Here is an 18,440-nt window from a genome sequence, read left to right on the forward strand (position 1 = left end):
GGCCCCCTACGAGCCGGCCCCCTACGAGCCGGGTCCTAGCGGGCCCGTTCCACCCTGCGTTCGTCCCAGACCGGGTCCGGGGTCTCCCGGACCCGGCCGTCGCTGCCGAAGACCAGGTAGCGGTCGAAGGAGCGGGCGAACCAACGGTCGTGCGTGACCGCGAGGACCGTGCCGTCGAAGGCCTCCAGGCCCTCCTGGAGTGCCTCCGCGGATTCCAGGTCCAGGTTGTCGGTCGGCTCGTCGAGCAGCAGCGCCGTCACGCCCTGGAGTTCCAGCAGGAGGATCTGGAAGCGGGCCTGCTGGCCGCCGGACAGGCGGTCGAACGTCTGCTCGGCCTGGTTCGTCAGCTCGTAGCGGCGCAGCCGGGACATCGCCGCGCCGCGGTCCTGTGCGTGTTCCTTCCACAGGATGTCGAGCAGCGTGCGGCCCTCCAGCTCCGGGTGCGCGTGCGTCTGCGCGAAGTGGCCGGGGACGACCCGGGCTCCCAGTTTCCAGGTGCCCGTGTGCGCCACGTCGCCGCCGGCGAGCAGGCGCAGGAAGTGGGACTTGCCGGAGCCGTTGGAGCCGAGGACGGCGACGCGTTCGCCGTAGAAGACCTCCAGGTCGAAGGGCTTCATCAGACCGGTGAGTTCGAGTCCTTCGCAGGTGACGGCCCTTACGCCGGTGCGGCCGCCCTTGAGCCGCATCCTGATGTCCTGCTCGCGGGGCGGCTCGGGCGGTGGGCCGGCCTCCTCGAACTTGCGCAGCCGGGTCTGGGCGGCGGCGTATCGAGAGGCCATCTCATGGCTCACGGCGGCGGCTTGACGGAGCGTCAGCACCAGCTTCTTCAGCTGGGCGTGTTTCTCGTCCCATCGCCTGCGCAGTTCCTCGAAGCGCTCGAACCGCTGTCGGCGGGCGTCGTGGTACGTGCCGAAACCACCGCCGTGCACCCAGGCGTCGGCACCCGCGGGGCCGGGTTCCAGGGAGATGATCCGCTGGGCGGCGCGGGCGAGGAGTTCGCGGTCGTGGGAGACGAAGAGGACGGTCTTGCGGGTCTCGGCGAGCCGTTCCTCAAGCCAGCGTTTGCCGGGGACGTCGAGGTAGTTGTCGGGCTCGTCGAGGAGGAGCACCTCGTCGGTGCCGCGCAGGAGGGCCTCCAGGACGAGCCGCTTCTGCTCGCCGCCGGAGAGGGTGCGGACCTGACGCCACTGCGCCTTCTCGTAGGGAATGCCGAGCGCGGCCGTGGTGCACATGTCCCACAGCGTCTCGGCCTCGTAGCCGCGGGCCTCCGCCCAGTCGGAGAGGGCCTGGGCGTACTTCAGCTGGGCGGCCTCGTCGTCGACGGTCATGATGGCGTGCTCGGCGGTGTCCACGGCGTGGGCCGCCTCGCGGAGGCGGGGGGTGGCGACGGACACGAGCAGGTCCCGTACGGTGCTCTCGTCGCGTACGGATCCGACGAACTGCCGCATCACGCCGAGTCCGCCGCCGACGGTGACGGTCCCGCCGTGCGGCTTGACCTCACCGGCGAGCATGCGGAGCAGGGTCGTCTTCCCGGCCCCGTTGGGCCCCACGAGGGCGACGACGGCCCCCTCCCCGACCCGGAACGACACATCACCCAGCAGCGCCCTTCCGTCAGGCAGGTAGTACTCCAGATGCGCGGCTTCGAGGTGACCCATGAGCGCGATTCTGTGCGCCGGACGCCGCCCCGGGCAAACCCATTTCCACCCAGCTGCGGGCAGTCGTGCCTCCCCCAGTGCCTCAAGGGCCTGGGAGGTACCCCCAGGCGGCACGGGTGGGCACAGCGGCATCCCGCTCCGCCGGGCTGCGGACCCACCCGGCCCCAGCGACAACGGTCAGACCCGCTCCAGGGGCCTGTGTGGCCCCGCAGGAAGTTCAACCGCTATCGCGTCGCCGGGGCGCACCACGCCCCCTTCCCGCACCACGCTCATGATCCCGGCCTTGCGCACGACGTTCCCCGCCTCGTCGCGCCCCACGACCCGCTTCAGCAGCCCGTCCTGGAAGTTGTCGATCTGGAGGCAGGGATTGCGCAGGCCGGTCACCTCCACGACCGCGGTGTCGCCGATGCGCAGCAGCGTGCCGGCCGGCAGACCGAGCAGATCGATGCCCTGCGTCGTGATGTTCTCGCCGAGTTCGCCGGGCGCCACCTTGAACCCCTCCTCACCGACCTCCTCGAAGAGTTCCTCGTGCATGAGGTGCACCTGGCGCAGATTCGGCTGGGTCGGATCCTGCGCGACGCGCGACCGGTGCTTGACCGTCACGCCGGCGTGCACGTCCCCCTCCACACCCAGCCCGGCGAGCAGCCTGATGCTGTCCCGGTTCGGCTTGGTGAACGAGTACTCCCCGTTGCTGCTGACCGCCGTCACTCGCCCGCTCATACCTCGGATCCCCCTCTTCGGTCGCGATGATCAACCCTGAGCCTGCCCGTGGAGGGCCGGTGTGTCCACCCCCCTCCGGGTACCCGCACCCCATGACGCCCGCCGTCCTGCCCCGCCTGAGCCGCACCGCGCATCACGACGCCCTGTGGTTCGCTGCCGCCGCCGCCCTCGCGGCGACCCGCACCCCCCGCGCCCGCCGCGCGGCGACCCGCGGCCTGGCCTCGCTCGGCCTCGCCTCCCTCACCGTCAGCGCGCTCGGCAAGCGCACTGTCCCGACGGCGCGGCAGCTGAAGCGGCGGCCGGCCTCCACCGCGTTCCCCTCCGGGCAGGCCGCATCGGCCGCCGCCTTCGCGACCGGTGTCGCCCTGGAGTCCCCCGCCTGGGGCACGGTCGTCGCCCCGGTGGCCGCCTCCGCCGCCCTCGCTCGCGGCCACAGCGGCGCGCACTTCCCGGGCGACGTCCTGGCGGGCGCCGCCCTGGGCGTGGGTGCCGCGTTCGCCGTACGGGGCATGGTGCCGACGCGCGGTCAGGTCGCCCCGCCGGCCCGGTCCCGCGCCGAGGTCCCGGCACTGCCGGACGGCGAGGGACTCGTGCTGGTGGCGAACACCGGCGCCGGGAGCGCCGAGCGGGTCCGTGCCCTGCGGGACGCCCTCCCCCGGGCCGAGGTCGTCGAGTGCGAACCGGGGGACGTGCCCGCCGAATTGGAGAAGGCCGCCACCCGTGCCCGGGTCCTCGGCGTGTGCGGCGGGGACGGCACCGTGAACGCAGCCGCCCGTGCCGCGCTCCGCTCCGGCCTGCCCCTCGCGGTGCTGCCGGGCGGGACCCTCAACCACTTCGCCTACGACCTGGGCATCGAGGGCGTACGCGATCTCGCCCGCGCGCTGTGTGCGGGCGACGCCGTGCGCGTGGACGTGGGCCGGTACTCCTGCGGCGGGAAGCACGGCGTCTTCCTCAACACGTGCAGTGTCGGCGTCTACCCGGAGCTCGTGCGCGAGCGGGAGCGCTGGTCGCACCGGATCGGCGGCTGGCCCGCCGGCGTGCTCGCGGCCCTGCGCGTGCTGCGGGCCGACCGGCACCCGCTGGAGGCCGAGGTTCAGGGCCGTACGCATCCGCTGTGGCTGCTGTTCGCCGGGAACGGCACCTATCACCGCATGGGGCTGGCGCCCGGGCGCCGGCTGGACATGGCGGACGGGCAGTTGGACGTGCGGGTCGTGCACGGCGGGCGCCGGCCGGCGGTCCGGCTGCTCGCCGCCGCCCTCGCGGGGCCGCTGACCCGCTCCCCCGCCCACGCCGCCGTCCAGGTGGGACGACTGCGCCTGGACCACGTGGCGCCCGGCACGCTCCTCGCCTACGACGGTGAAGTCACCGAGGTGGAGGGCCGCGTGACGCTGGAGAAGCTGCCCGAGGCGCTGACCGTCTACCGGCCGGCCGATCCCGTCCGACTGACACCGCACTGACACCCCGTCAGTCCATATGACGGGAATGCGGTCTCACAATGCGGCCGAACTGCGTACGGTGATCCCATGCCGACCCGACACGAAGGGGTGGGATCCGCCATGCCGGAACCACGGGAGACCGCCGTCTACACGCACGGGCACCACGAGTCGGTGCTCCGTTCGCACACCTGGCGGACCGCCGCCAACTCGGCCGCGTATCTGGTGCCGTCGCTCCGCCCCCACATGAAGATCCTGGACGTCGGGTGCGGGCCGGGCACCATCACCGCCGACCTGGCCGAACTGGTGCCCGACGGTCATGTCACCGGCGTAGACCGGGAGCCGGAGATCCTGGAGCGGGCGCGGGCCACGGCTGCCGGGCGAGGGCTGGCCAACGTCGACTTCGCGGTCGCCGACGTGCACGCCCTCGACCACCCGGACGACACGTTCTGTGTGGTGCACGCCCACCAGGTGCTGCAGCACGTGGGGGATCCGGTGGGGGCGCTTCGCGAGATGCGGCGGGTACTGAAGCCTGGAGGGCTGGTCGCCGTGCGGGACGCCGACTACGAGGCCATGACCTGGTTTCCGGCGTCCGAGGGGCTCGATGACTGGCTGGACCTCTACCGCCGGGTCGCCCGCGCCAACGGCGGCGAGCCGGACGCCGGGCGCCGGCTGAAGGCGTGGGCACTGCGGGCCGGGTTCACGGACGTCACGGCGACCTCCGGAACCTGGACCTTCGCCACGCCTGAGGAGCGGTCCTGGTGGAGCGGGCTGTGGGCCGACCGGACGCTGGCGTCGGCGTACGCGGACCGGGCCCGGCAGGGCGGGCACGCGAGCGAGGCGGAACTGCGGGCCGTGGCCGACGCCTGGCGGCAGTGGGGGGAATGCGAGGACGGCTGGTTCAGCGTCCTGCACGGAGAAATTCTCTGCCGAAAGGACGCCTGAAACACCGATTCGGGGACACCCTAAAAGCAGGAGGTTCGAATTATGGTTCCCATCCTGCTGGTACTGCTTCTGGCGTTGGTCCTGTTCGGTGCCGGATTTGCAGTAAAGGTTCTCTGGTGGATCGCTCTGGCGGTTCTCGTTCTGTGGCTGCTGGGATTCTTCGTCCGTGGTACGTCGGCGGCCGGAGGCAGGGGCCGCTGGTACAGGTGGTGAATTAGCCCCCGTCGCGGGGCAGCAGCGGTCCGAGCGGCCCGAGGTCCAGATTGAGGTCCTCGGGCCGCAGTCCGTAGCGGTCGCGCAGTTCCGCCATCCGCTCCTCCAGCAACATGAGCGTGAGGCCGATCCGCTCCTCCTGGTCCTCGCTCAGATCCCCCACGTCGAAGCGGCGCAGCGCCTGGCGCTCCATGAGCTGGCGCAGCAACTCCACCACCGTGAGCACGAGTTTGACCAGGTCACGCTCGACGGTGTCGGGTTCCAGGTCCAGCCGGTTGCGGCGCGGCCGCGGGCTGTGCGCGGGCTGGTCGGACGACGTCACAGCAACTCCTCGAACGGGGAGGGAACCTGGGCGTTCACCGAGCTGATGAGCGCGTTGAGGTCGATACGGACGAGGTCGACGTCGGCGATGCGCAGCGTGATGTCCCCCGTGATCACGACGCCGCCGGCGAGCAGCCGGTCGAGCAGGTCCACGAGGGCGACCTCACGGCGTTCCACTACGGTCACGGATTCTTCCCGTCGGTCATGTGATCTCCCCGGCGAACGAATACGCCGCCCAGGGGCCGGTGAGTTCGACACGCATTCCGGGCACCTCGCCCTTCGTACGGTCGACCATTTCCACGAATTCCTCGGAATGCGCGCGCGGCACGAGATACGCGGCGTTCAGTACGTTACGCCCGCTCACTTTGGAAAGCGCGGGGTTCTGCGGGGGATGCAGCCGGGAATCCTCCGCGAAAGCGGAAAGCTTCTCGTGCAGCCGAGTCGAAAAGCTTTCCGCCTTCTGCCACATCTCCTCGTGCGACCGGGTCTGCATACGCCGCTGCCGCAGGTAGTCGCGGCCTGACGCGGCTTTCTGCGCGGGCCGGGCGCTCTCCTGCGGTTCGGACTCGGCGTACACCTTCACGCCCCACTCGACCCGGCCCTCCAGCCGGTCGAGGGTGCGCCGGAAGTCCTCTTCGCGAGCCTCCATCATCGTGCGTACGCCGCTGTCGTCCCGGAAGACGGTGCCGAGCCGCAGCGGGAGCGGGGTCGTGACGGTGGTGAGCGCGTCGATGACCCCCTGGTGGGCGCGTGCGGTCTCGGTGAGCCAGTCCAGGTCCTCCAGATGGGCGCGGAGCGGTTCCTCCGCGAAGTCCCGCTCCGGTACGTGGCTCACCACGGCCACGAGGCCGTGGTGGGTCAGCGCTCTGGGCGGATCGCCCGCGACCCCCGAGAGCTGGGACTGGAGCGGCGTGCCGAAGGGGCGGCAGACGGCGTAGACGTACCGCAGTCCGGTCACGGTGCCTCCTTCTTCTGCGCGCGGCCGGGCTCCAGTTCCTCCAGCCGGGCCAGCCTCTCGCGCAACTCGGCGTTCTCACGGGTCAGTTCATCACGGCGGGCCCGCGAGCTCAGTGCCGGGTCGGTCTCCCACCAGTCGATGCCCATCTCCTTCGCCTTGTCCACCGAGGCGACGATCAAACGCAGCTTGATGGTGAGGAGTTCGATGTCGAGCAGGTTGATGCGGATGTCGCCCGCGATGACGATGCCCTTGTCGAGCACCCTCTCCAGGATGTCGGCGAGGTTGGCGCCGCTTCCCTGGCCGTAGGGTTCGGGCATCCTGCTGGGCGTTGTCATCGACGGCTCCCGCCTTCGGCGTACTGTTCCTCAGGCTCCTCTTCCTCTTCCTCTTCCTCTTCCTCTTCCTCGTACTCGTCCTCAGGTTCGTCCTCTTCCTCGGTCTCGACGTCGGCCTCGTCCTCTGCGTCGGCCTCGTCCTCGTCCTCGGCTTCGTCCTCCTCTTCCTCGTCCCGGGCCTCGTCGTCGTACTCGCCCTCGGCTTCCTCCTCCGGCTCCTCTTCCTCGGACTCCTCCTCCGCGGCGAGGGCATCCTCGTGGCTGCGGACGACCTCCCCGTCCCGGATCTCGCCGCGCCAGCTGTCCTCCGCCTTGCCCTTGATCGTGATGAAGCGGACGAAGTTCTTCAGGTCGAGCCGGGCCCGGCGGCCCTGGGCGCGCCAGATGTTGCCGGTCTTCTCGAAGAAGCCGGAGGGGTAGTACTCGATGACCAGCAGGACCCGGGTGAGGTTGTCGCCGAGGCTGTGGAAGGAGACCACGCCCTTCGTCGTGCCCTTGGCACCCTCCGACGTCCACGCGATGCGGTCGTCGGACACCTGCTCCGTCGTCTGCGCCTTCCAGCTGCGGTTGGACCAGAAGACCTTCAACTGCCAGTCCGAGGTGGTGTCATCGGCCTTGTTCGCGGCCTTGACACCTTTCGCGAAGGTGCTGAAGTCCTGGTACTGGGTCCACTGGTCGTACGCCGTGCGCAGCGGTACGCCGACATCGATGTGCTCGATGATGACGGTGGGCTTGTTGCCCGCCGAGCGCTTGCGCTTGCCCTTGCCGCCGCCCAGGTTCTTGAAGGCGCCTGTGACCTTGTCCTTGATGCTCGACCCGCCGGTCTCCAGGGCGGCGCGCAGCGGGCTCTTGCCCTCGGCGAGCTTGCGGCCGCCGTCGAGGGCGAGCTTGGCGAAACCGGGGCTTTTACCCTCGGCGATGTCGTTCAGCTTGCCGGTGGTCTCGCCGAGCTTGCGGCCCACGCCGGTCAGCATGCGGGTGGCCTGGGCGGCGACGTACTCCTGCAACTCGGCCTTCAGCCGGTCGGCGGCCTCGCTGTGGGCCAGGTCGGTGAGCGGGTTCTTCGTCGCTCCGTTCGCGGCGGAGCTCGCTGATCCGAGGGTGTCGGTCATCACTCGCCGCCTCCCTTCGGCAGCCGGGCCCGGGCGCTGCCGCCCCTGTTCCCAACCCTGGTCTTCTTCGCCGCCGCCTTCTTGCCTGCGGTCTTCTTGGCGGGGGCCTTCTTCGCCGGGGCCTTGCCCGCCGTCTTCTTAGCGGGTGCCTTCTTGGCCGGGGCCTTCTTCGCCGCCGGCTCCTCGTCCTCCTCCGGCCCGGAGTCCTCGGGCTCCTCTGTCTCGGGCTCCTCTGTCTCGGGCTCCTCTGTCTCGGGCTCCTCTGCCTCGGGCTCCTCTGCCTCGGGCTCCTCTGCCTCGGGCTCCTCTGCCTCGGGCTCCTCTGCCTCGGGCTCCTCTGCCTCGGGCTCCTCTGCCTCGGGCTCCTCTGCCTCGGGCTCCTCGGCGTCGGCCTCAGGCCCCCCGGGAACCACGCCCGACAGCTGGTCGCGTACCTGGGCCGTACGGCCGTGCAGCCGGTTGGCGACAGCGTCGAGCTGCCGCTCGACCATGGCACCGGAGGCCGCCTTGCCGACCCCGCGCAGGTCCTCGCGCAGCTGGTCCCCGATCTCCTTGAACTGCGGGTTGTTCCGCAGCTGCTGCTGGACCAGGTCCGCGACCATGCGCGGGCTCAGGTTCATCTTCTTCCCGGCCACCAGGCCGCCGACGGCCATCGCCATCTTCAGTTTCTTGGTCCGTCCCAGGAGGTATCCGGCCCCTATGGCGAGACCCAGTCCCACTCGGTTCATGGTGTTGTCCCGTTGCCTGTTCCCGCGCTTCTGCGCGAAGCGATCTCCAACCGGTCGAGGAGGTCGTCCTCAAGGCCGTCGAACTCCTCCTCCGTGATCTCTCCGGCCTCCAACTGCTCCTCAAGGCGGCCTAGTTCGGCCCGGATCGTGGCGGGGTCGTAGTAGATCCGCTCAGCCTCCTGGACTACCTGTCTGATGGCCCAGGCGCTGCCGCGCACCGGGGCGAACGGCAGCAGCAGCACCTCCGAGATCAGACCCATGTCGTCACCCCACTCCGGTGTCCGAACCGCTCGCCACGGTGTCCGCCGACTCGGTCGGGCCGGGTTCGACGAAGCTGTACGGCGGCAGCGGTCCGTTGATCCGCACCTCCAGGTGCGGCAGTTCCTTGCGGGCCTGTTCCACGGCCGCCAGGAAGGTCTCGGCCGACTCCCGGTCCACCAGGAACGACACGTTGGCCAGCCAGCCGGTGGACTCGGGGCCCACGCTCACGGCCTCGGCGACCGGCTCCAGGACACGCTGGACTGCGGCGCCGTCCTCGGCCTCCCGGGCCTTGACCGCTGCCGCGACCATCTCGCCGAGCCGGATCTTGTCGTCGTAACTGCCGCCGCCCGCCTGGCGATTGGCCTCGGCGAGACCGCGGATGTCCGGGTTCTCGGCCATCACCTGGTGCAGGACGGCCTCTTCGACGTGGTTGGCCTTGACGTTGTACTCGACCCGGCCGTCGAGGGCCCGCAGGCGCTCCTTGTAGTGCTCGGCACGCTCGGCGAGGACCCCGGTGATCGAGTTGTCGTCCGGGGCGACGCTGCCGAACCGCATGGGCAGCACACACCCGGCCGCGCCCGCCTCGCTCAGCACGCTCTGGTGGGCGAGCAGGTCCTTGCGCTTGGGCCGCAGCCCTTCGGGCGCCTCGCTGACGACGGCCGCCAGGTCGCCCTCGCGCAGGATGCGCACCGGGCGTGGCGGGTCGCCGACGCCGCCCATGCCCTCGGGGAGCCCGGGGTGCGAGCTCGCCGCGATGCCGTAGACGTAGGTGCTCACTCCTGCTCCTCCTTCCGGCGGGCGGACGTGCTCTTGCGGGTCCGCGGACGGGACTCGGTCTCCTGCTCGGAGCCTTCGGAACGCGCCTGCTTGAAGGCGTCGGAGATGGTCTCGGCGGCGCCGGACAGCGCCCCCTTGGACTTACCGCGCGCGCCGGACTCGGTCATCTCCCCGACCAGGTCGGGCAGGCCCGGGTCCTTGCGCGGCCCGGCTTCGAGGTCGAGCCGGTTGCACGCCTCGGCGAAGCGCAGATAGGTGTCGACGCTGGCGACGACGACGCGAACGTCGATCTTGAGGATCTCGATGCCGACCAGGGAGACTCGCACGAATGCGTCGATGACGAGCCCCCTGTCCAGAACAAGTTCAAGCACGTCGTAGAGACCGCTGCTGCCGCCTCCGCCGCCGGTCTGCTGTGCCGGTACGACTGTCATGCCGGATGTCCCTCCTTGTCTGTGGGTGCGGTTCCGGTCGGGCGGCCTAGTGACCGCCGGTCCTTCGCGGGTCGGACCGCCCCCGCTCGTAGCGGCGGACGCGGCGATAACCCGTGAGCTGTCCCTGGGCGTCGAGCTCCACCTGATAGCTCGCCATCAGGCTCATCGTGTCGGGCACCCGCTCGAGTTCGAGGACCTCGACCTCCAGCGCCCAGCCCTGCTCGGTCTGCTCGAAGGACGACACGGACTCGGCGGTCATGCCGGTGAGCTCCGCGAGCTGGCCGCGCGCCTGGCGCAGCACTTCCATGGGGCTCGGCCGGTCGTCGGCCGTGTTGTCAGTCGGTTTGCGTGAATTCTGGGAGTTCTGAGATTTCTGTGAATCCTGCGACTCTTGCGTGTTTTTTGTGTTCGACATGGCCACCTCCCCCTCCGTGTGGCCGCAAGAGTGTTCGCCAAACCTCTACGGGCGCATGCATCTGCCACCCGCCGGCGGCCACGGGGCGTGGCTCAGCCGCGCAGGGCGCGCAGCCGCCGCCGGGCCGGTCCCAGTGCCCGGCCGCGGGTCAGCAGACCCGACCAGGGGTTGGTGCGGGCCTGCTCGACGGCGTCGGCGACGGTCCAGCGGCGGGCGTGCAACTCCGGGTCGTCCAGCTGCTCCCAGGTGATCGGGGTGGCCACGGGCGCGCCCGGCCGGGGCCGGACCGTGAACGGCGCGACGGCGGTCTGCGCGTAGGCGTTGCGCTGCACGTCGAGGTAGAGCCGTTCACCGCGGTCCTTCTTGCGTGCTGCGGTGGTCAGCCGGTCGGGGTGGGCGCCGGCGAGGGTGTCGGCGACGTCGTGGGCGAAGGAGCGCACCTCGTCGAAGTCGTGCCGGCCGTTCAACGGCACGATCACGTGCAGCCCGCGCGATCCGGTGGTCATCAGCGCCGACGGCAGCTCCAGCTCGTCCAGCAGCTCTCCCAGCAGCCGGGCGGCCTCGCGCACGGCGTCGAAGTCGTCCCCGGCCGGGTCTAGGTCGAAGACCAGCCGGTCGGGGTGGTCGACGCTGTCGGCGCGGGACAGCCAGCGGTGCAGCGTGATGCCGGCCTGGTCGGCCAGGTAGAGGAGGGTGGCGGTGTCGTCGCAGACGACGTGGCGGACGGTGCCGCCCTCCTTGGCGACCTCGACGCGGGTGATCCACTCCGGGTAGTGGTCCGGGGTGTTCTTCTGCATGAACATGGGCCCGTCGAGCCCGTCCGGGTGCCGCTCCAGCATCAGCGGACGGCCGCGCAGGTGCGGCAGCATGAAGGGCGCGACGGCCCGGTGGTAGTCCACCAGGTCGCCCTTGGTGTACTCCTTGGCGTCCCCGCCGCCGGGGAAGAGCACCTTGTCCGGCCGGTGGACCTCCACGGTGCGGCGGCCCGCCCGCACCCTGCGCGTGCCGTCGCCGCCGCTCACGGCACGACCGCCTCCTCCACCAGCAGCCGGCCGGCCGCGGCGATGGACTCGGCGTCGATGCCCGCGGCGTGCAACTGCTCGTCCGGGGAGGCCGAGCCGGGCATGCTCCGCACGGCGAGCCGGACCAGGCGCGGTACGGGGCGTCCGTCGGCGAAGGCCTCCAGGACCGCGTCGCCGATGCCGCCCTCCGGGTGGTGGTCCTCCACGGTCACCAGGCAGCCGGTCTCCTCCGCGGCCCGGCGCAGGGCGGCCCGGTCGACGGGCTTCACCGAGTACAGGTCGATCACCCGCGCCCGGATGCCCTCCCGCTCCAGGGCGTCGGCGGCGGCCAGCGCCTCGTGCACGGTGACGCCCGCCGCGACGAGGGTCAGCCGGTCGCGGTCGGAGGAGCGCAGCAGCTTGCTCCCGCCGACCGGGAACTCCTCGTCCGGGCCGTAGATCACCGGGCTATCGCCGCGCGAGGTGCGCAGGTAGCGGACGCCCTCCAGACCGGCCATCGCGCCGACGAGCCGCGCGGTCTGGTTCGCGTCGCAGGGGTAGAGCACGGTCGAGCCGTGCACCGCCCGCATCATCGCCAGGTCCTCGAGGCCCATCTGGCTGGGCCCGTCCTGGCCGATGGCGACGCCCGCGTGCGAGCCGACGAGGTTGATGCCGGAGCCGCTGATGGACGCCATCCGGATGAAATCGTAGGCCCGGGTCAGGAAGGCGGCGAAGGTGGCGGCGTACGGCACCCAGCCGCGCGCCGCGAGCCCGACCGCCGAGGCGACCAGCTGCTGCTCGGCGATGTAGCACTCGAAGTAGCGGTCGGGGTGCTCCTTGGCGAAGAACTCGGCGCGGGTGGAGTCGCCGACCTCGCCGTCCAGGGCGACGATGTCACCGCGGCCGGTCCCGAGGGCGGCGAGGGCCTCGCCGAAGGCGTTGCGGGTGGCGACCTCCTCGCCCTTGTCCCACTTCGGGAGTTCGAAATCCCCGGTGTGGACGGAGTGCAGCATGCGGGCGGCGGGCGGCTCCTGCACCCGGACGCGGATGTCGCGCGGGCCGCCGAGTTCGGTGATCGCCTCGTCGGCCTCGGGCAGCGGCTTGCCGTGCAGGCCCTCGCGGTCCTGGACGCCTTCGACGCCCTTGCCCTTGAGGGTGCGGGCGAGGATCGCGGTGGGCTGGCCCTTGGTGGACAAGGCCTCTCCGTAGGCGCGGTCGATCGCGTCCAGGTCGTGCCCGTCGATCTCGATGGTGTGCCAGTCGAAGGCCTGGAAGCGGCGGGCGTAGGCGTCCAGGTCGTGGCCGTGCCGGGTCGGGCCGCGCTGGCCGAGCCGGTTGACGTCGACGATCACGGTGAGGTTGTCCAGGTGCTCGTACCCGGCGTGCTCGGCGGCCTCCCACACGGATCCCTCGGCCAGTTCGCTGTCGCCGCACAGCACCCAGGTGCGATAGCCGGTGCGGTCGAGCCGCTTACCGGCCAGCGCGATGCCGACCCCGACCGGCAGGCCCTGCCCGAGCGAGCCGGTGGCCGTCTCGACCCAGGGCAGCCGCTGCGGCGTCGGATGCCCTTCCAGGCGGCTGCCCAGCTTGCGGAAGGTGAGCAGCTCCTCGTCGTCGATGGCGCCGGCCGCCTTGTACGCGGAGTACAGCAGCGGGGAGGCGTGCCCCTTGGAGAGGACGAAGCGGTCGTTGCCGGGGTGGGCCGGGCGGTCGAAGTCGTAGCGGAGGTGGTGGGCGAGCAGCACGGCCATCAGGTCGGCCGCGGACATGGAGGACGTCGGGTGCCCGGAGCCCGCGGCGGCGGCAGCGCGGACACTGTCCACGCGCAGCTGCTGTCCGAGGTCGGTGAGTTCACCGGTGTTCATGAGTCTCCTTTCGCGGAGTCGTCCGGGAGGACGTCGGATCGTTTGACGGGGCCGGGGGCGGTGCCGGGTCCGGGGGGTGGCTGATCGGGCGGGGGCTGCGGGGCGGGCTCGGGCTGATTCTTGGCAGGCTCGCCGCCGGGCTGATTCTTGGCGGGCTCACCACCGGGCTGACTCCTGGCGGGCTCATCACCGGACTGATTCTTGGCGGGCTCACCACCGGGCTGACTCCTGGACGGCTCGCCACCCGGCCGCCCCTCCGTCGGCTCGCCGCCGAGCGGCCCCTTGACCGGCTCACCACCGGGCCGGCCCCTGGTGGCGTCACCACGCGGCCGCCCCTTCGACGGCTCGTCACCCGGCTGCCCCTTCGCCGACCCGCCCCCGACCGGTCCCTTGGCCGGCTCGTCGGTCGGCCAGTTCCTGGTCGGTTCAGGACTGGGGCGGCCCTTGGCCAGTTCCTCCTCCGAGCGGCGCTGCGCGGTCCCGGATCCGGGCTGGTTCTGCGTCGCCCTGGATCCGGGCTGCCCCTTCGCGGGTTCGTCTCCGGCCCGGCCCTGCAAGGACCCGGTGCCGGTCCCCCCGTCGTACGTGTCGGCCGCGATCGCCGCCCCCGGCCCCGACCGGGCGCTCGCCTCCTGCCGCTGCTCCGGACCGCCCGGCACCCGGGCCAGCTCGGGCGACGACGTGTCCAGCGGCACGGACCAGGACCGGACGAGCCCCAACTGCACGGCCTGGCGCGGCAGTACCGCGTCCAGCAGCCAGTCGGCGGCGACCCGTACGCGGTTGCCGGGCATCGCGGCGAGGTGGTAGCCCCGCGTCACCGCACCGGCCGGCACTCCGGACAGGGACACGCCGAGCGGATTGGCGGCGGCCTTCGCACCGCCCAGGTCGACGACGAAGCCCAGGTCGCGATGGCGGTAGGGCTTGCGCGCGCCGCCCAGGCCGAGCGAGGCGGCGACGTTCTCCGCCGCGACCTTGCCGTGCCGCCAGGCGTGCTGCGCGGTCATCGGCGTATAGCTCCCCGGCTTCTCCAGATCCGGCACGGCGGCCACGTCACCGCAGGCGAACAGCTCGGGCCGGCCCGGCACCTGCAGGTGCGGGTCGACGAGCAGCCGCCCCTTCTCCATCGGCAGCCCGAGGGACTCGACCAGCGGATCGGGCCGTACGCCCACGCACCACACCAGCGTCCGGGTCTCGACGAACTCGCCGTCGGTCAGCACGACCCCGTCGGGCGTGGCCTCCTTCACGGAGGTGCCCATCCGCACGTCCACGCCCCGCTGCCGCAACACCCGGTCGGCGGTGGTGGACAGCTTCTCGTCCATCTCGGGCAGCACCCGCGGCGCCACGTCCAGCAGCATCCAGCGCGGCCGCATGCCCTGCCGCAGCGGATGCTTGCGGACCTGCGCGTCGGTGAACATCTGCCCGTGCGCGGCGACCTCCGTACCGGTGTATCCGGCGCCGACCACGACGAAGGTGCACCGGGCGGCGCAGGTCTTGGGGTCGTCGGCCGCAGCGGCCAGCTCCACCTGCCGGGTCACGTGGTCGCGCAGGTACAGCGCCTCCGGCAGCCCCCGGAAGCCGTGCGCGTGCTCGGCGACGCCGGGGATCGGCAGCAGCTTGTTGACGCTGCCGGCGGCGAGCACCAGCCGGTCGTAGGAGAGGGTGCCGCCGTCGCCCTCGGGCCCGGTGTAGTGCAGGGTCTGCCCGTCGAGGTCGATCCGGTCGGCCTCGCCCAGCACGAGCCGTACGTCCGGCAGCGTGTCCGAGAGGGAGACCGTGACCCGGCGCGGCTCCAGGACACCGGCCGCGACCTGGGGCAGCAGGGGAAGATACAGGAAGTAGTCGGTCGGGTTCAGCAGGGTGATGTGCGCCCGGCCCCGGGTCTCCCGGGACAGGGTGCGTGCCGTGCGGTACCCGGCGAAGCCGGCACCGACGATCAGGATGCGGGGTCGACTCACGGTCGCTCGCCTCCGGCGCTGTCGCGTAGCTCGGGAGCCTTCCGCGTCCCCCTGGCCAGGACACCCAAACGTCCGGCGGGGCCCTCTCGGCCGAGCGCCGCCGGTTTCCGGACCCGCGCCCGGGTACCCGGTGCGGGATACGGACCGCCGACGTCGCGGAGGCAACCCCCCATGCCCGAGTACGGCTACTTCCTCTCGTGCGAGCAGTACGGACCCGCCGAGCTGATCGAGCAGGCGCGGATGGCCGAGCAGGCCGGATTCCAGGCGCTGTGGATCTCCGACCACTACCACCCGTGGAACGACGAGCAGGGCCAGAGCCCGTTCGTGTGGTCCGTGATCGGCGCGCTGTCCGAGGCGGTGTCCCTGCCGGTCGAGACGGCGGTGACCTGCCCGACCGTACGGATGCACCCGGCGGTGGTGGCACAGGCCGCGGCGACCAGCGCGGTGATGACGGAGAACCGCTTCCGGCTGGGTGTCGGCTCCGGTGAGGCGCTCAACGAGCACATCCTGGGTGACCACTGGCCGCCGGCCCACGTCCGTCTGGACATGCTGGAGGAGGCGATCCAGGTGATGCGCCGGCTGTTCACCGGCGAGGAGGTCAACCACCACGGCCCGCACTACACGGTGGAGAACGCCCGCCTCTACACGGTCCCGGACGAGCCGATCCCGATCGACATCTCCGGCTTCGGCCCGGCGGCCACGCAGCTCGCGTCCCGCGTCGGCGACGGCTACATCACCATCCAGCCGGACGAGGCGATGGTCGAGCAGTACCGCAAGGGCGGAGGCGGCGGAAAGCTCGTCAGCGGCGGCACCAAGGTCTGCTACGACACCGACAAGGAAGCGGCCGTGAAGACCGTCCACCGGCTCTGGGCGAACGAGCAGCTGCCCGGCGAGCTGGGCCAGGTGCTGCCCTCCCCGAAACACTTCGAGCAGGCGCAGCAGCTGGTCACCGAGGACATGGTGCGTGAGAACCGGGTGTGCGGCGACGACGTGGACGAGCACGTGGCCGAGCTGAAGCAGTTCGCCGACGCGGGCTTCGACCGGGTCTACATCAACCAGATCGGCCCGGACCTGCGCGGCTTCTTCGACTTCTACCGCACGAAGGTGCTGCCGCAGCTCCAGCAGGCCGTCTGAGGGAAGGCCTGGCGATCCGATGGAACTCCACCGTCCCGTCGTGTCCGTGTACACGGTGCCGACCGACGCTCCCGAGGCGGACGGCACGCTGGCCTGGGACTCCACGACCGTGGTGGTCTGCGAGGTGTCGGCGGGCGACGCGACCGGGACGGGCTGGACGTACACCCCGGCGACCGTCGGTGACTTCCTCACCGCCGAACTCGCCCCGCTGGTCGAGGGCATGAGCGCCCTGGACATCCCGGCGGTGCACGACGTGATGTGCCGGTCGGTGCGCAACGCGGGCCGCCCGGGCATCGCGTCCTGCGCGATCTCGGCCCTGGACATCGCCTTGTGGGACCTCAAGGCCCGGCTGCTGGAACTCCCCCTGGCCCGGCTGCTGGGGGTCTGTCGCGAGCAGGTGCCGGTGTACGGCAGCGGGGGCTTCACGACGTACCACGACACGCATCTGGCCGCGCAGCTGAACGGCTGGGTGCACGGGCAGCACATCCCGCGCGTGAAGATCAAGATCGGTGCGGGGTGGGGCCGCGAGGTGGCCCGCGACCTGCACCGCGTCCGGGCGGCACGCCAGGTCATCGGCCCGGACGCGGAGTTGTACGTCGACGCAGGCGGCGCCTACACCCGCAAGCAGGCGGTGCGCGTCGGCCATGCCCTCGCCGAGCACGGCGTGGGCTGGTTCGAGGAGCCGGTGTCCTCCGACGACCTGACGGGGCTCAGGCTGGTCCGGGACGCGGTGGTGTGCGACGTGACGGCCGGGGAGTACGGCTTCGACCTGCCGTACTTCGCCCGGATGATCGCGGCGGGGGCGGTCGACTGCCTCCAGATCGACGCCACCCGCTGCGGCGGCCTGACCGAGTTCCTGCGCGCGGCCGCCCTGGCGCATGCCCACGGCCTGGAGGTCTCCGCGCACTGCGCCCCGCACGCCCACGCGGCGGCTGCCGCCTCGCTCCCCAATCTCCGGCACGTCGAGTGGTTCCACGACCACGTCCGCATCGAGGACATGTTCTTCGACGGCGCGCTGGACCCCACGGGCGGCACGGTCCATCCGACCCGGGGAGTTGGCCACGGACTCACCCTGCGGACGCAGGAAGTGGCGGAGTACCAGGTCGCCTAGCCGGTGGCCCAGGCCCAGGAAGGGCATCGGGTGAGCCTACCGGCGGGCCTGCCCGGCCAGTCTGCGTGCGGCCAGGGCGCCCGCCGCCCCCACGGTCAGGGCCGCGCCCATCCGCCGCCGGTTCCGTGAGACCCACTGCTGCGGGCTGTCGTGGACGGCCTCGTCGTCGAACCGCCCGTGCGCGCCGAAGTCGTGGCCCTGCGGCCCGTCCGCCGGAGCCCACAGGTTGGCCGGCTCGTCGTGCCGCTCCTCGTCCTGCTGCGACGAGAAGCCCGTGCGCGCCAGATAGCGGTCCAGCAGCCCGGGGACGACGGCGTTGGCGAGGAGCGTGGCGGCCGTGGAGGCGCCCACCCAGTACTCCCGGCGCCCCGCGTGCGACGCCGCGTACACGATCGCCCGGGCCGCGACCTCCGGCTGGTACACGGGCGCGACCGGCCGGGCGCGGCCCCGCATGCGGTTCAGCACCCACTCGAACTGCGGGGTGTTGACGGCGGGCAGCTGCACCATCGTCGTACGCACTCCACTGCGCGTGTGCAGCAGTTCGCAGCGCAGGGATTCGTTGAACCCCTGGATCGCGTGCTTGGCCCCGCAGTACGCCGACTGGAGCGGGATGCCCCGGTAGGCGAGCGCGGAGCCGACCTGCACGATCGTGCCGCGGTCGCGCGGCAGCATGTGGTGCAGGGCTGCCCGCGTGCCGAACACATAGCCCAGGTAGGTCACTTCGGTCACGCGGCGGAACTCGTCGGGGCCGATCTCCGTGAACGGCGCGAAGACCCCCGTGAAGGCGTTGTTGACCCAGACATCGATGGGCCCGAACGTGTCGACGACCTGCTGGGCGGCGTCGTCGACGGCCTTGGCGTCGGAGACGTCCACGCCGATGACGAGGGGCTCGCCCCCGGCGCTGCGCACCTCGTCGGCCGCGGCGGCGAGCCCTTCGCTTCCCCGGGCCAGCAGGGCGACCCGGTCGCCCCCGGCGGCGAAGGCCCGGGCCGTGGCCCGTCCCACGCCGCCGCTGGCTCCGGTCACCACGACGACGCGGCCGTGCGGTGTCTCTGTCGTGCGCATGCAGT

21 protein-coding genes are annotated in these 18,440 nt (G+C 71.7%); 5 read left to right on the plus strand and 16 right to left on the minus strand.

Translation table 11 applies throughout. The annotated features are described in order from the left end of the window. Nucleotides 1–35: 35 nt before the first annotated feature. Together MQE23_RS08940 and MQE23_RS08945 are read right to left on the minus strand one after the other, a co-directional pair. The gene (locus tag MQE23_RS08940) at nucleotides 36–1,655 is read right to left on the minus strand and encodes an ATP-binding cassette domain-containing protein (RefSeq protein WP_020270855.1); all 1,620 of its coding nucleotides are present in this window, start codon (nucleotides 1,653–1,655) and stop codon (nucleotides 36–38) included. 177 nt (nucleotides 1,656–1,832) lie between these two features. Beyond that, nucleotides 1,833–2,375: an MOSC domain-containing protein gene (locus MQE23_RS08945; RefSeq protein ID WP_243378814.1), complete on the minus strand. Its 543-nt coding sequence runs from the start codon at nucleotides 2,373–2,375 to the stop codon at nucleotides 1,833–1,835. 92 nt (nucleotides 2,376–2,467) lie between these two features. Between MQE23_RS08945 and MQE23_RS08950 the strand changes: the two genes are divergently transcribed. The 3 genes from MQE23_RS08950 to MQE23_RS08960 all read left to right on the plus strand — a co-directional run bounded on the left by MQE23_RS08950 (nucleotide 2,468) and on the right by MQE23_RS08960 (nucleotide 4,966). Beyond that, nucleotides 2,468–3,832: a diacylglycerol kinase family protein gene (locus MQE23_RS08950; protein WP_243378815.1), complete on the plus strand. Its 1,365-nt coding sequence runs from the start codon at nucleotides 2,468–2,470 to the stop codon at nucleotides 3,830–3,832. Nucleotides 3,833–3,931: 99 nt separating this feature from the next. Continuing rightward, nucleotides 3,932–4,753, plus strand: a complete 822-nt coding sequence (locus MQE23_RS08955) for a class I SAM-dependent methyltransferase (protein ID WP_243382547.1) — start codon at nucleotides 3,932–3,934, stop codon at nucleotides 4,751–4,753. 42 nt (nucleotides 4,754–4,795) lie between these two features. Then, the gene (locus MQE23_RS08960) at nucleotides 4,796–4,966 is read left to right on the plus strand and encodes a hypothetical protein (RefSeq protein WP_020270859.1); all 171 of its coding nucleotides are present in this window, start codon (nucleotides 4,796–4,798) and stop codon (nucleotides 4,964–4,966) included. 1 nt (nucleotide 4,967) lies between these two features. Here MQE23_RS08960 and MQE23_RS08965 read toward each other — a convergent pair whose 3' ends face one another. The 13 genes from MQE23_RS08965 to MQE23_RS09025 all read right to left on the minus strand — a co-directional run bounded on the left by MQE23_RS08965 (nucleotide 4,968) and on the right by MQE23_RS09025 (nucleotide 15,125). Continuing rightward, nucleotides 4,968–5,288 (minus strand): gas vesicle protein K, encoded by a 321-nt coding sequence (locus MQE23_RS08965; RefSeq protein WP_020270860.1) that lies wholly within the window; start codon nucleotides 5,286–5,288, stop codon nucleotides 4,968–4,970. Further along, entirely contained in the window at nucleotides 5,285–5,473 is a 189-nt protein-coding gene (locus MQE23_RS08970) for a gas vesicle protein (RefSeq protein ID WP_003994122.1), read from the minus strand. The genes MQE23_RS08965 and MQE23_RS08970 overlap by 4 nt, the downstream gene beginning before the upstream one ends. 16 nt (nucleotides 5,474–5,489) lie before the next feature. Beyond that, the gene (locus MQE23_RS08975; RefSeq protein ID WP_243378816.1) at nucleotides 5,490–6,245 is read right to left on the minus strand and encodes a GvpL/GvpF family gas vesicle protein; all 756 of its coding nucleotides are present in this window, start codon (nucleotides 6,243–6,245) and stop codon (nucleotides 5,490–5,492) included. Next, complete coding sequence (locus MQE23_RS08980) at nucleotides 6,242–6,580, minus strand: gas vesicle protein (protein ID WP_010038705.1); 339 nt, start codon at nucleotides 6,578–6,580, stop codon at nucleotides 6,242–6,244. Before MQE23_RS08980 ends, MQE23_RS08975 begins: the two co-directional genes overlap by 4 nt. After that, the gene (locus tag MQE23_RS08985; RefSeq protein WP_243378817.1) at nucleotides 6,577–7,692 is read right to left on the minus strand and encodes an SRPBCC family protein; all 1,116 of its coding nucleotides are present in this window, start codon (nucleotides 7,690–7,692) and stop codon (nucleotides 6,577–6,579) included. Before MQE23_RS08985 ends, MQE23_RS08980 begins: the two co-directional genes overlap by 4 nt. Continuing rightward, on the minus strand, nucleotides 7,692–8,420 hold the full coding sequence (locus MQE23_RS08990; RefSeq protein ID WP_243378818.1) for a DNA primase: 729 nt from the start codon (nucleotides 8,418–8,420) through the stop codon (nucleotides 7,692–7,694). Before MQE23_RS08990 ends, MQE23_RS08985 begins: the two co-directional genes overlap by 1 nt. Beyond that, the gene (locus MQE23_RS08995) at nucleotides 8,417–8,680 is read right to left on the minus strand and encodes a gas vesicle protein GvpG (RefSeq protein WP_020270866.1); all 264 of its coding nucleotides are present in this window, start codon (nucleotides 8,678–8,680) and stop codon (nucleotides 8,417–8,419) included. Before MQE23_RS08995 ends, MQE23_RS08990 begins: the two co-directional genes overlap by 4 nt. Nucleotides 8,681–8,684: 4 nt before the next feature. Further along, the gene (locus MQE23_RS09000) at nucleotides 8,685–9,458 is read right to left on the minus strand and encodes a GvpL/GvpF family gas vesicle protein (RefSeq protein ID WP_020270867.1); all 774 of its coding nucleotides are present in this window, start codon (nucleotides 9,456–9,458) and stop codon (nucleotides 8,685–8,687) included. Then, nucleotides 9,455–9,889, minus strand: a complete 435-nt coding sequence (locus MQE23_RS09005) for a gas vesicle structural protein GvpA (protein ID WP_020270868.1) — start codon at nucleotides 9,887–9,889, stop codon at nucleotides 9,455–9,457. The genes MQE23_RS09000 and MQE23_RS09005 overlap by 4 nt, the downstream gene beginning before the upstream one ends. 46 nt (nucleotides 9,890–9,935) lie before the next feature. Further along, on the minus strand, nucleotides 9,936–10,304 hold the full coding sequence (locus MQE23_RS09010) for a gas vesicle protein (RefSeq protein WP_082319775.1): 369 nt from the start codon (nucleotides 10,302–10,304) through the stop codon (nucleotides 9,936–9,938). Between the two features lie 92 nt (nucleotides 10,305–10,396). Further along, complete coding sequence (gene ligD, locus MQE23_RS09015; protein WP_243378819.1) at nucleotides 10,397–11,326, minus strand: non-homologous end-joining DNA ligase; 930 nt, start codon at nucleotides 11,324–11,326, stop codon at nucleotides 10,397–10,399. Continuing rightward, nucleotides 11,323–13,170, minus strand: coding sequence for a transketolase (locus tag MQE23_RS09020; RefSeq protein ID WP_243378820.1), 1,848 nt, complete (start codon nucleotides 13,168–13,170; stop codon nucleotides 11,323–11,325). The genes ligD and MQE23_RS09020 overlap by 4 nt, the downstream gene beginning before the upstream one ends. Further along, nucleotides 13,167–15,125, minus strand: a complete 1,959-nt coding sequence (locus MQE23_RS09025; RefSeq protein ID WP_243378821.1) for an FAD-dependent oxidoreductase — start codon at nucleotides 15,123–15,125, stop codon at nucleotides 13,167–13,169. The genes MQE23_RS09020 and MQE23_RS09025 overlap by 4 nt, the downstream gene beginning before the upstream one ends. A gap of 171 nt (nucleotides 15,126–15,296) precedes the next feature. Between MQE23_RS09025 and MQE23_RS09030 the strand changes: the two genes are divergently transcribed. Together MQE23_RS09030 and MQE23_RS09035 are read left to right on the plus strand one after the other, a co-directional pair. Then, a complete protein-coding gene (locus MQE23_RS09030) occupies nucleotides 15,297–16,259 on the plus strand; it encodes an LLM class F420-dependent oxidoreductase (protein WP_020270872.1) in 963 nt (320 codons plus the stop codon). Between the two features lie 19 nt (nucleotides 16,260–16,278). Next, a complete protein-coding gene (locus MQE23_RS09035) occupies nucleotides 16,279–17,370 on the plus strand; it encodes an enolase C-terminal domain-like protein (RefSeq protein ID WP_243378822.1) in 1,092 nt (363 codons plus the stop codon). A 36-nt stretch (nucleotides 17,371–17,406) separates the two neighbouring features. Here MQE23_RS09035 and MQE23_RS09040 read toward each other — a convergent pair whose 3' ends face one another. Beyond that, nucleotides 17,407–18,435, minus strand: coding sequence for an SDR family oxidoreductase (locus MQE23_RS09040; protein ID WP_243378823.1), 1,029 nt, complete (start codon nucleotides 18,433–18,435; stop codon nucleotides 17,407–17,409). Nucleotides 18,436–18,440: the final 5 nt, after the last annotated feature.

Origin of the sequence: Streptomyces sp. HP-A2021, assembly GCF_022807935.1 — a bacterium.
In the GTDB taxonomy this organism is placed as follows: Bacteria; Actinomycetota; Actinomycetes; order Streptomycetales; family Streptomycetaceae; genus Streptomyces; species Streptomyces afghaniensis.

Bases quoted from the DNA above. Each gene is read 5' to 3' on its own strand.
- MQE23_RS08940 (WP_020270855.1), bottom strand. From the start codon at position 1,655: ATGGGTCACCTCGAAGCCGCGCATCTGGAGTACTACCTGCCTGACGGA.
- MQE23_RS08945 (WP_243378814.1), bottom strand. From the start codon at position 2,375: ATGAGCGGGCGAGTGACGGCGGTCAGCAGCAACGGGGAGTACTCGTTC.
- MQE23_RS08950 (WP_243378815.1), top strand. From the start codon at position 2,468: ATGACGCCCGCCGTCCTGCCCCGCCTGAGCCGCACCGCGCATCACGAC.
- MQE23_RS08955 (WP_243382547.1), top strand. From the start codon at position 3,932: ATGCCGGAACCACGGGAGACCGCCGTCTACACGCACGGGCACCACGAG.
- MQE23_RS08960 (WP_020270859.1), top strand. From the start codon at position 4,796: ATGGTTCCCATCCTGCTGGTACTGCTTCTGGCGTTGGTCCTGTTCGGT.
- MQE23_RS08980 (WP_010038705.1), bottom strand. From the start codon at position 6,580: ATGACAACGCCCAGCAGGATGCCCGAACCCTACGGCCAGGGAAGCGGC.
- MQE23_RS08985 (WP_243378817.1), bottom strand. From the start codon at position 7,692: ATGACCGACACCCTCGGATCAGCGAGCTCCGCCGCGAACGGAGCGACG.
- MQE23_RS08990 (WP_243378818.1), bottom strand. From the start codon at position 8,420: ATGAACCGAGTGGGACTGGGTCTCGCCATAGGGGCCGGATACCTCCTG.
- MQE23_RS08995 (WP_020270866.1), bottom strand. From the start codon at position 8,680: ATGGGTCTGATCTCGGAGGTGCTGCTGCTGCCGTTCGCCCCGGTGCGC.
- MQE23_RS09005 (WP_020270868.1), bottom strand. From the start codon at position 9,889: ATGACAGTCGTACCGGCACAGCAGACCGGCGGCGGAGGCGGCAGCAGC.
- MQE23_RS09010 (WP_082319775.1), bottom strand. From the start codon at position 10,304: ATGTCGAACACAAAAAACACGCAAGAGTCGCAGGATTCACAGAAATCT.
- MQE23_RS09020 (WP_243378820.1), bottom strand. From the start codon at position 13,170: ATGAACACCGGTGAACTCACCGACCTCGGACAGCAGCTGCGCGTGGAC.
- MQE23_RS09030 (WP_020270872.1), top strand. From the start codon at position 15,297: ATGCCCGAGTACGGCTACTTCCTCTCGTGCGAGCAGTACGGACCCGCC.
- MQE23_RS09035 (WP_243378822.1), top strand. From the start codon at position 16,279: ATGGAACTCCACCGTCCCGTCGTGTCCGTGTACACGGTGCCGACCGAC.
- MQE23_RS09040 (WP_243378823.1), bottom strand. From the start codon at position 18,435: ATGCGCACGACAGAGACACCGCACGGCCGCGTCGTCGTGGTGACCGGA.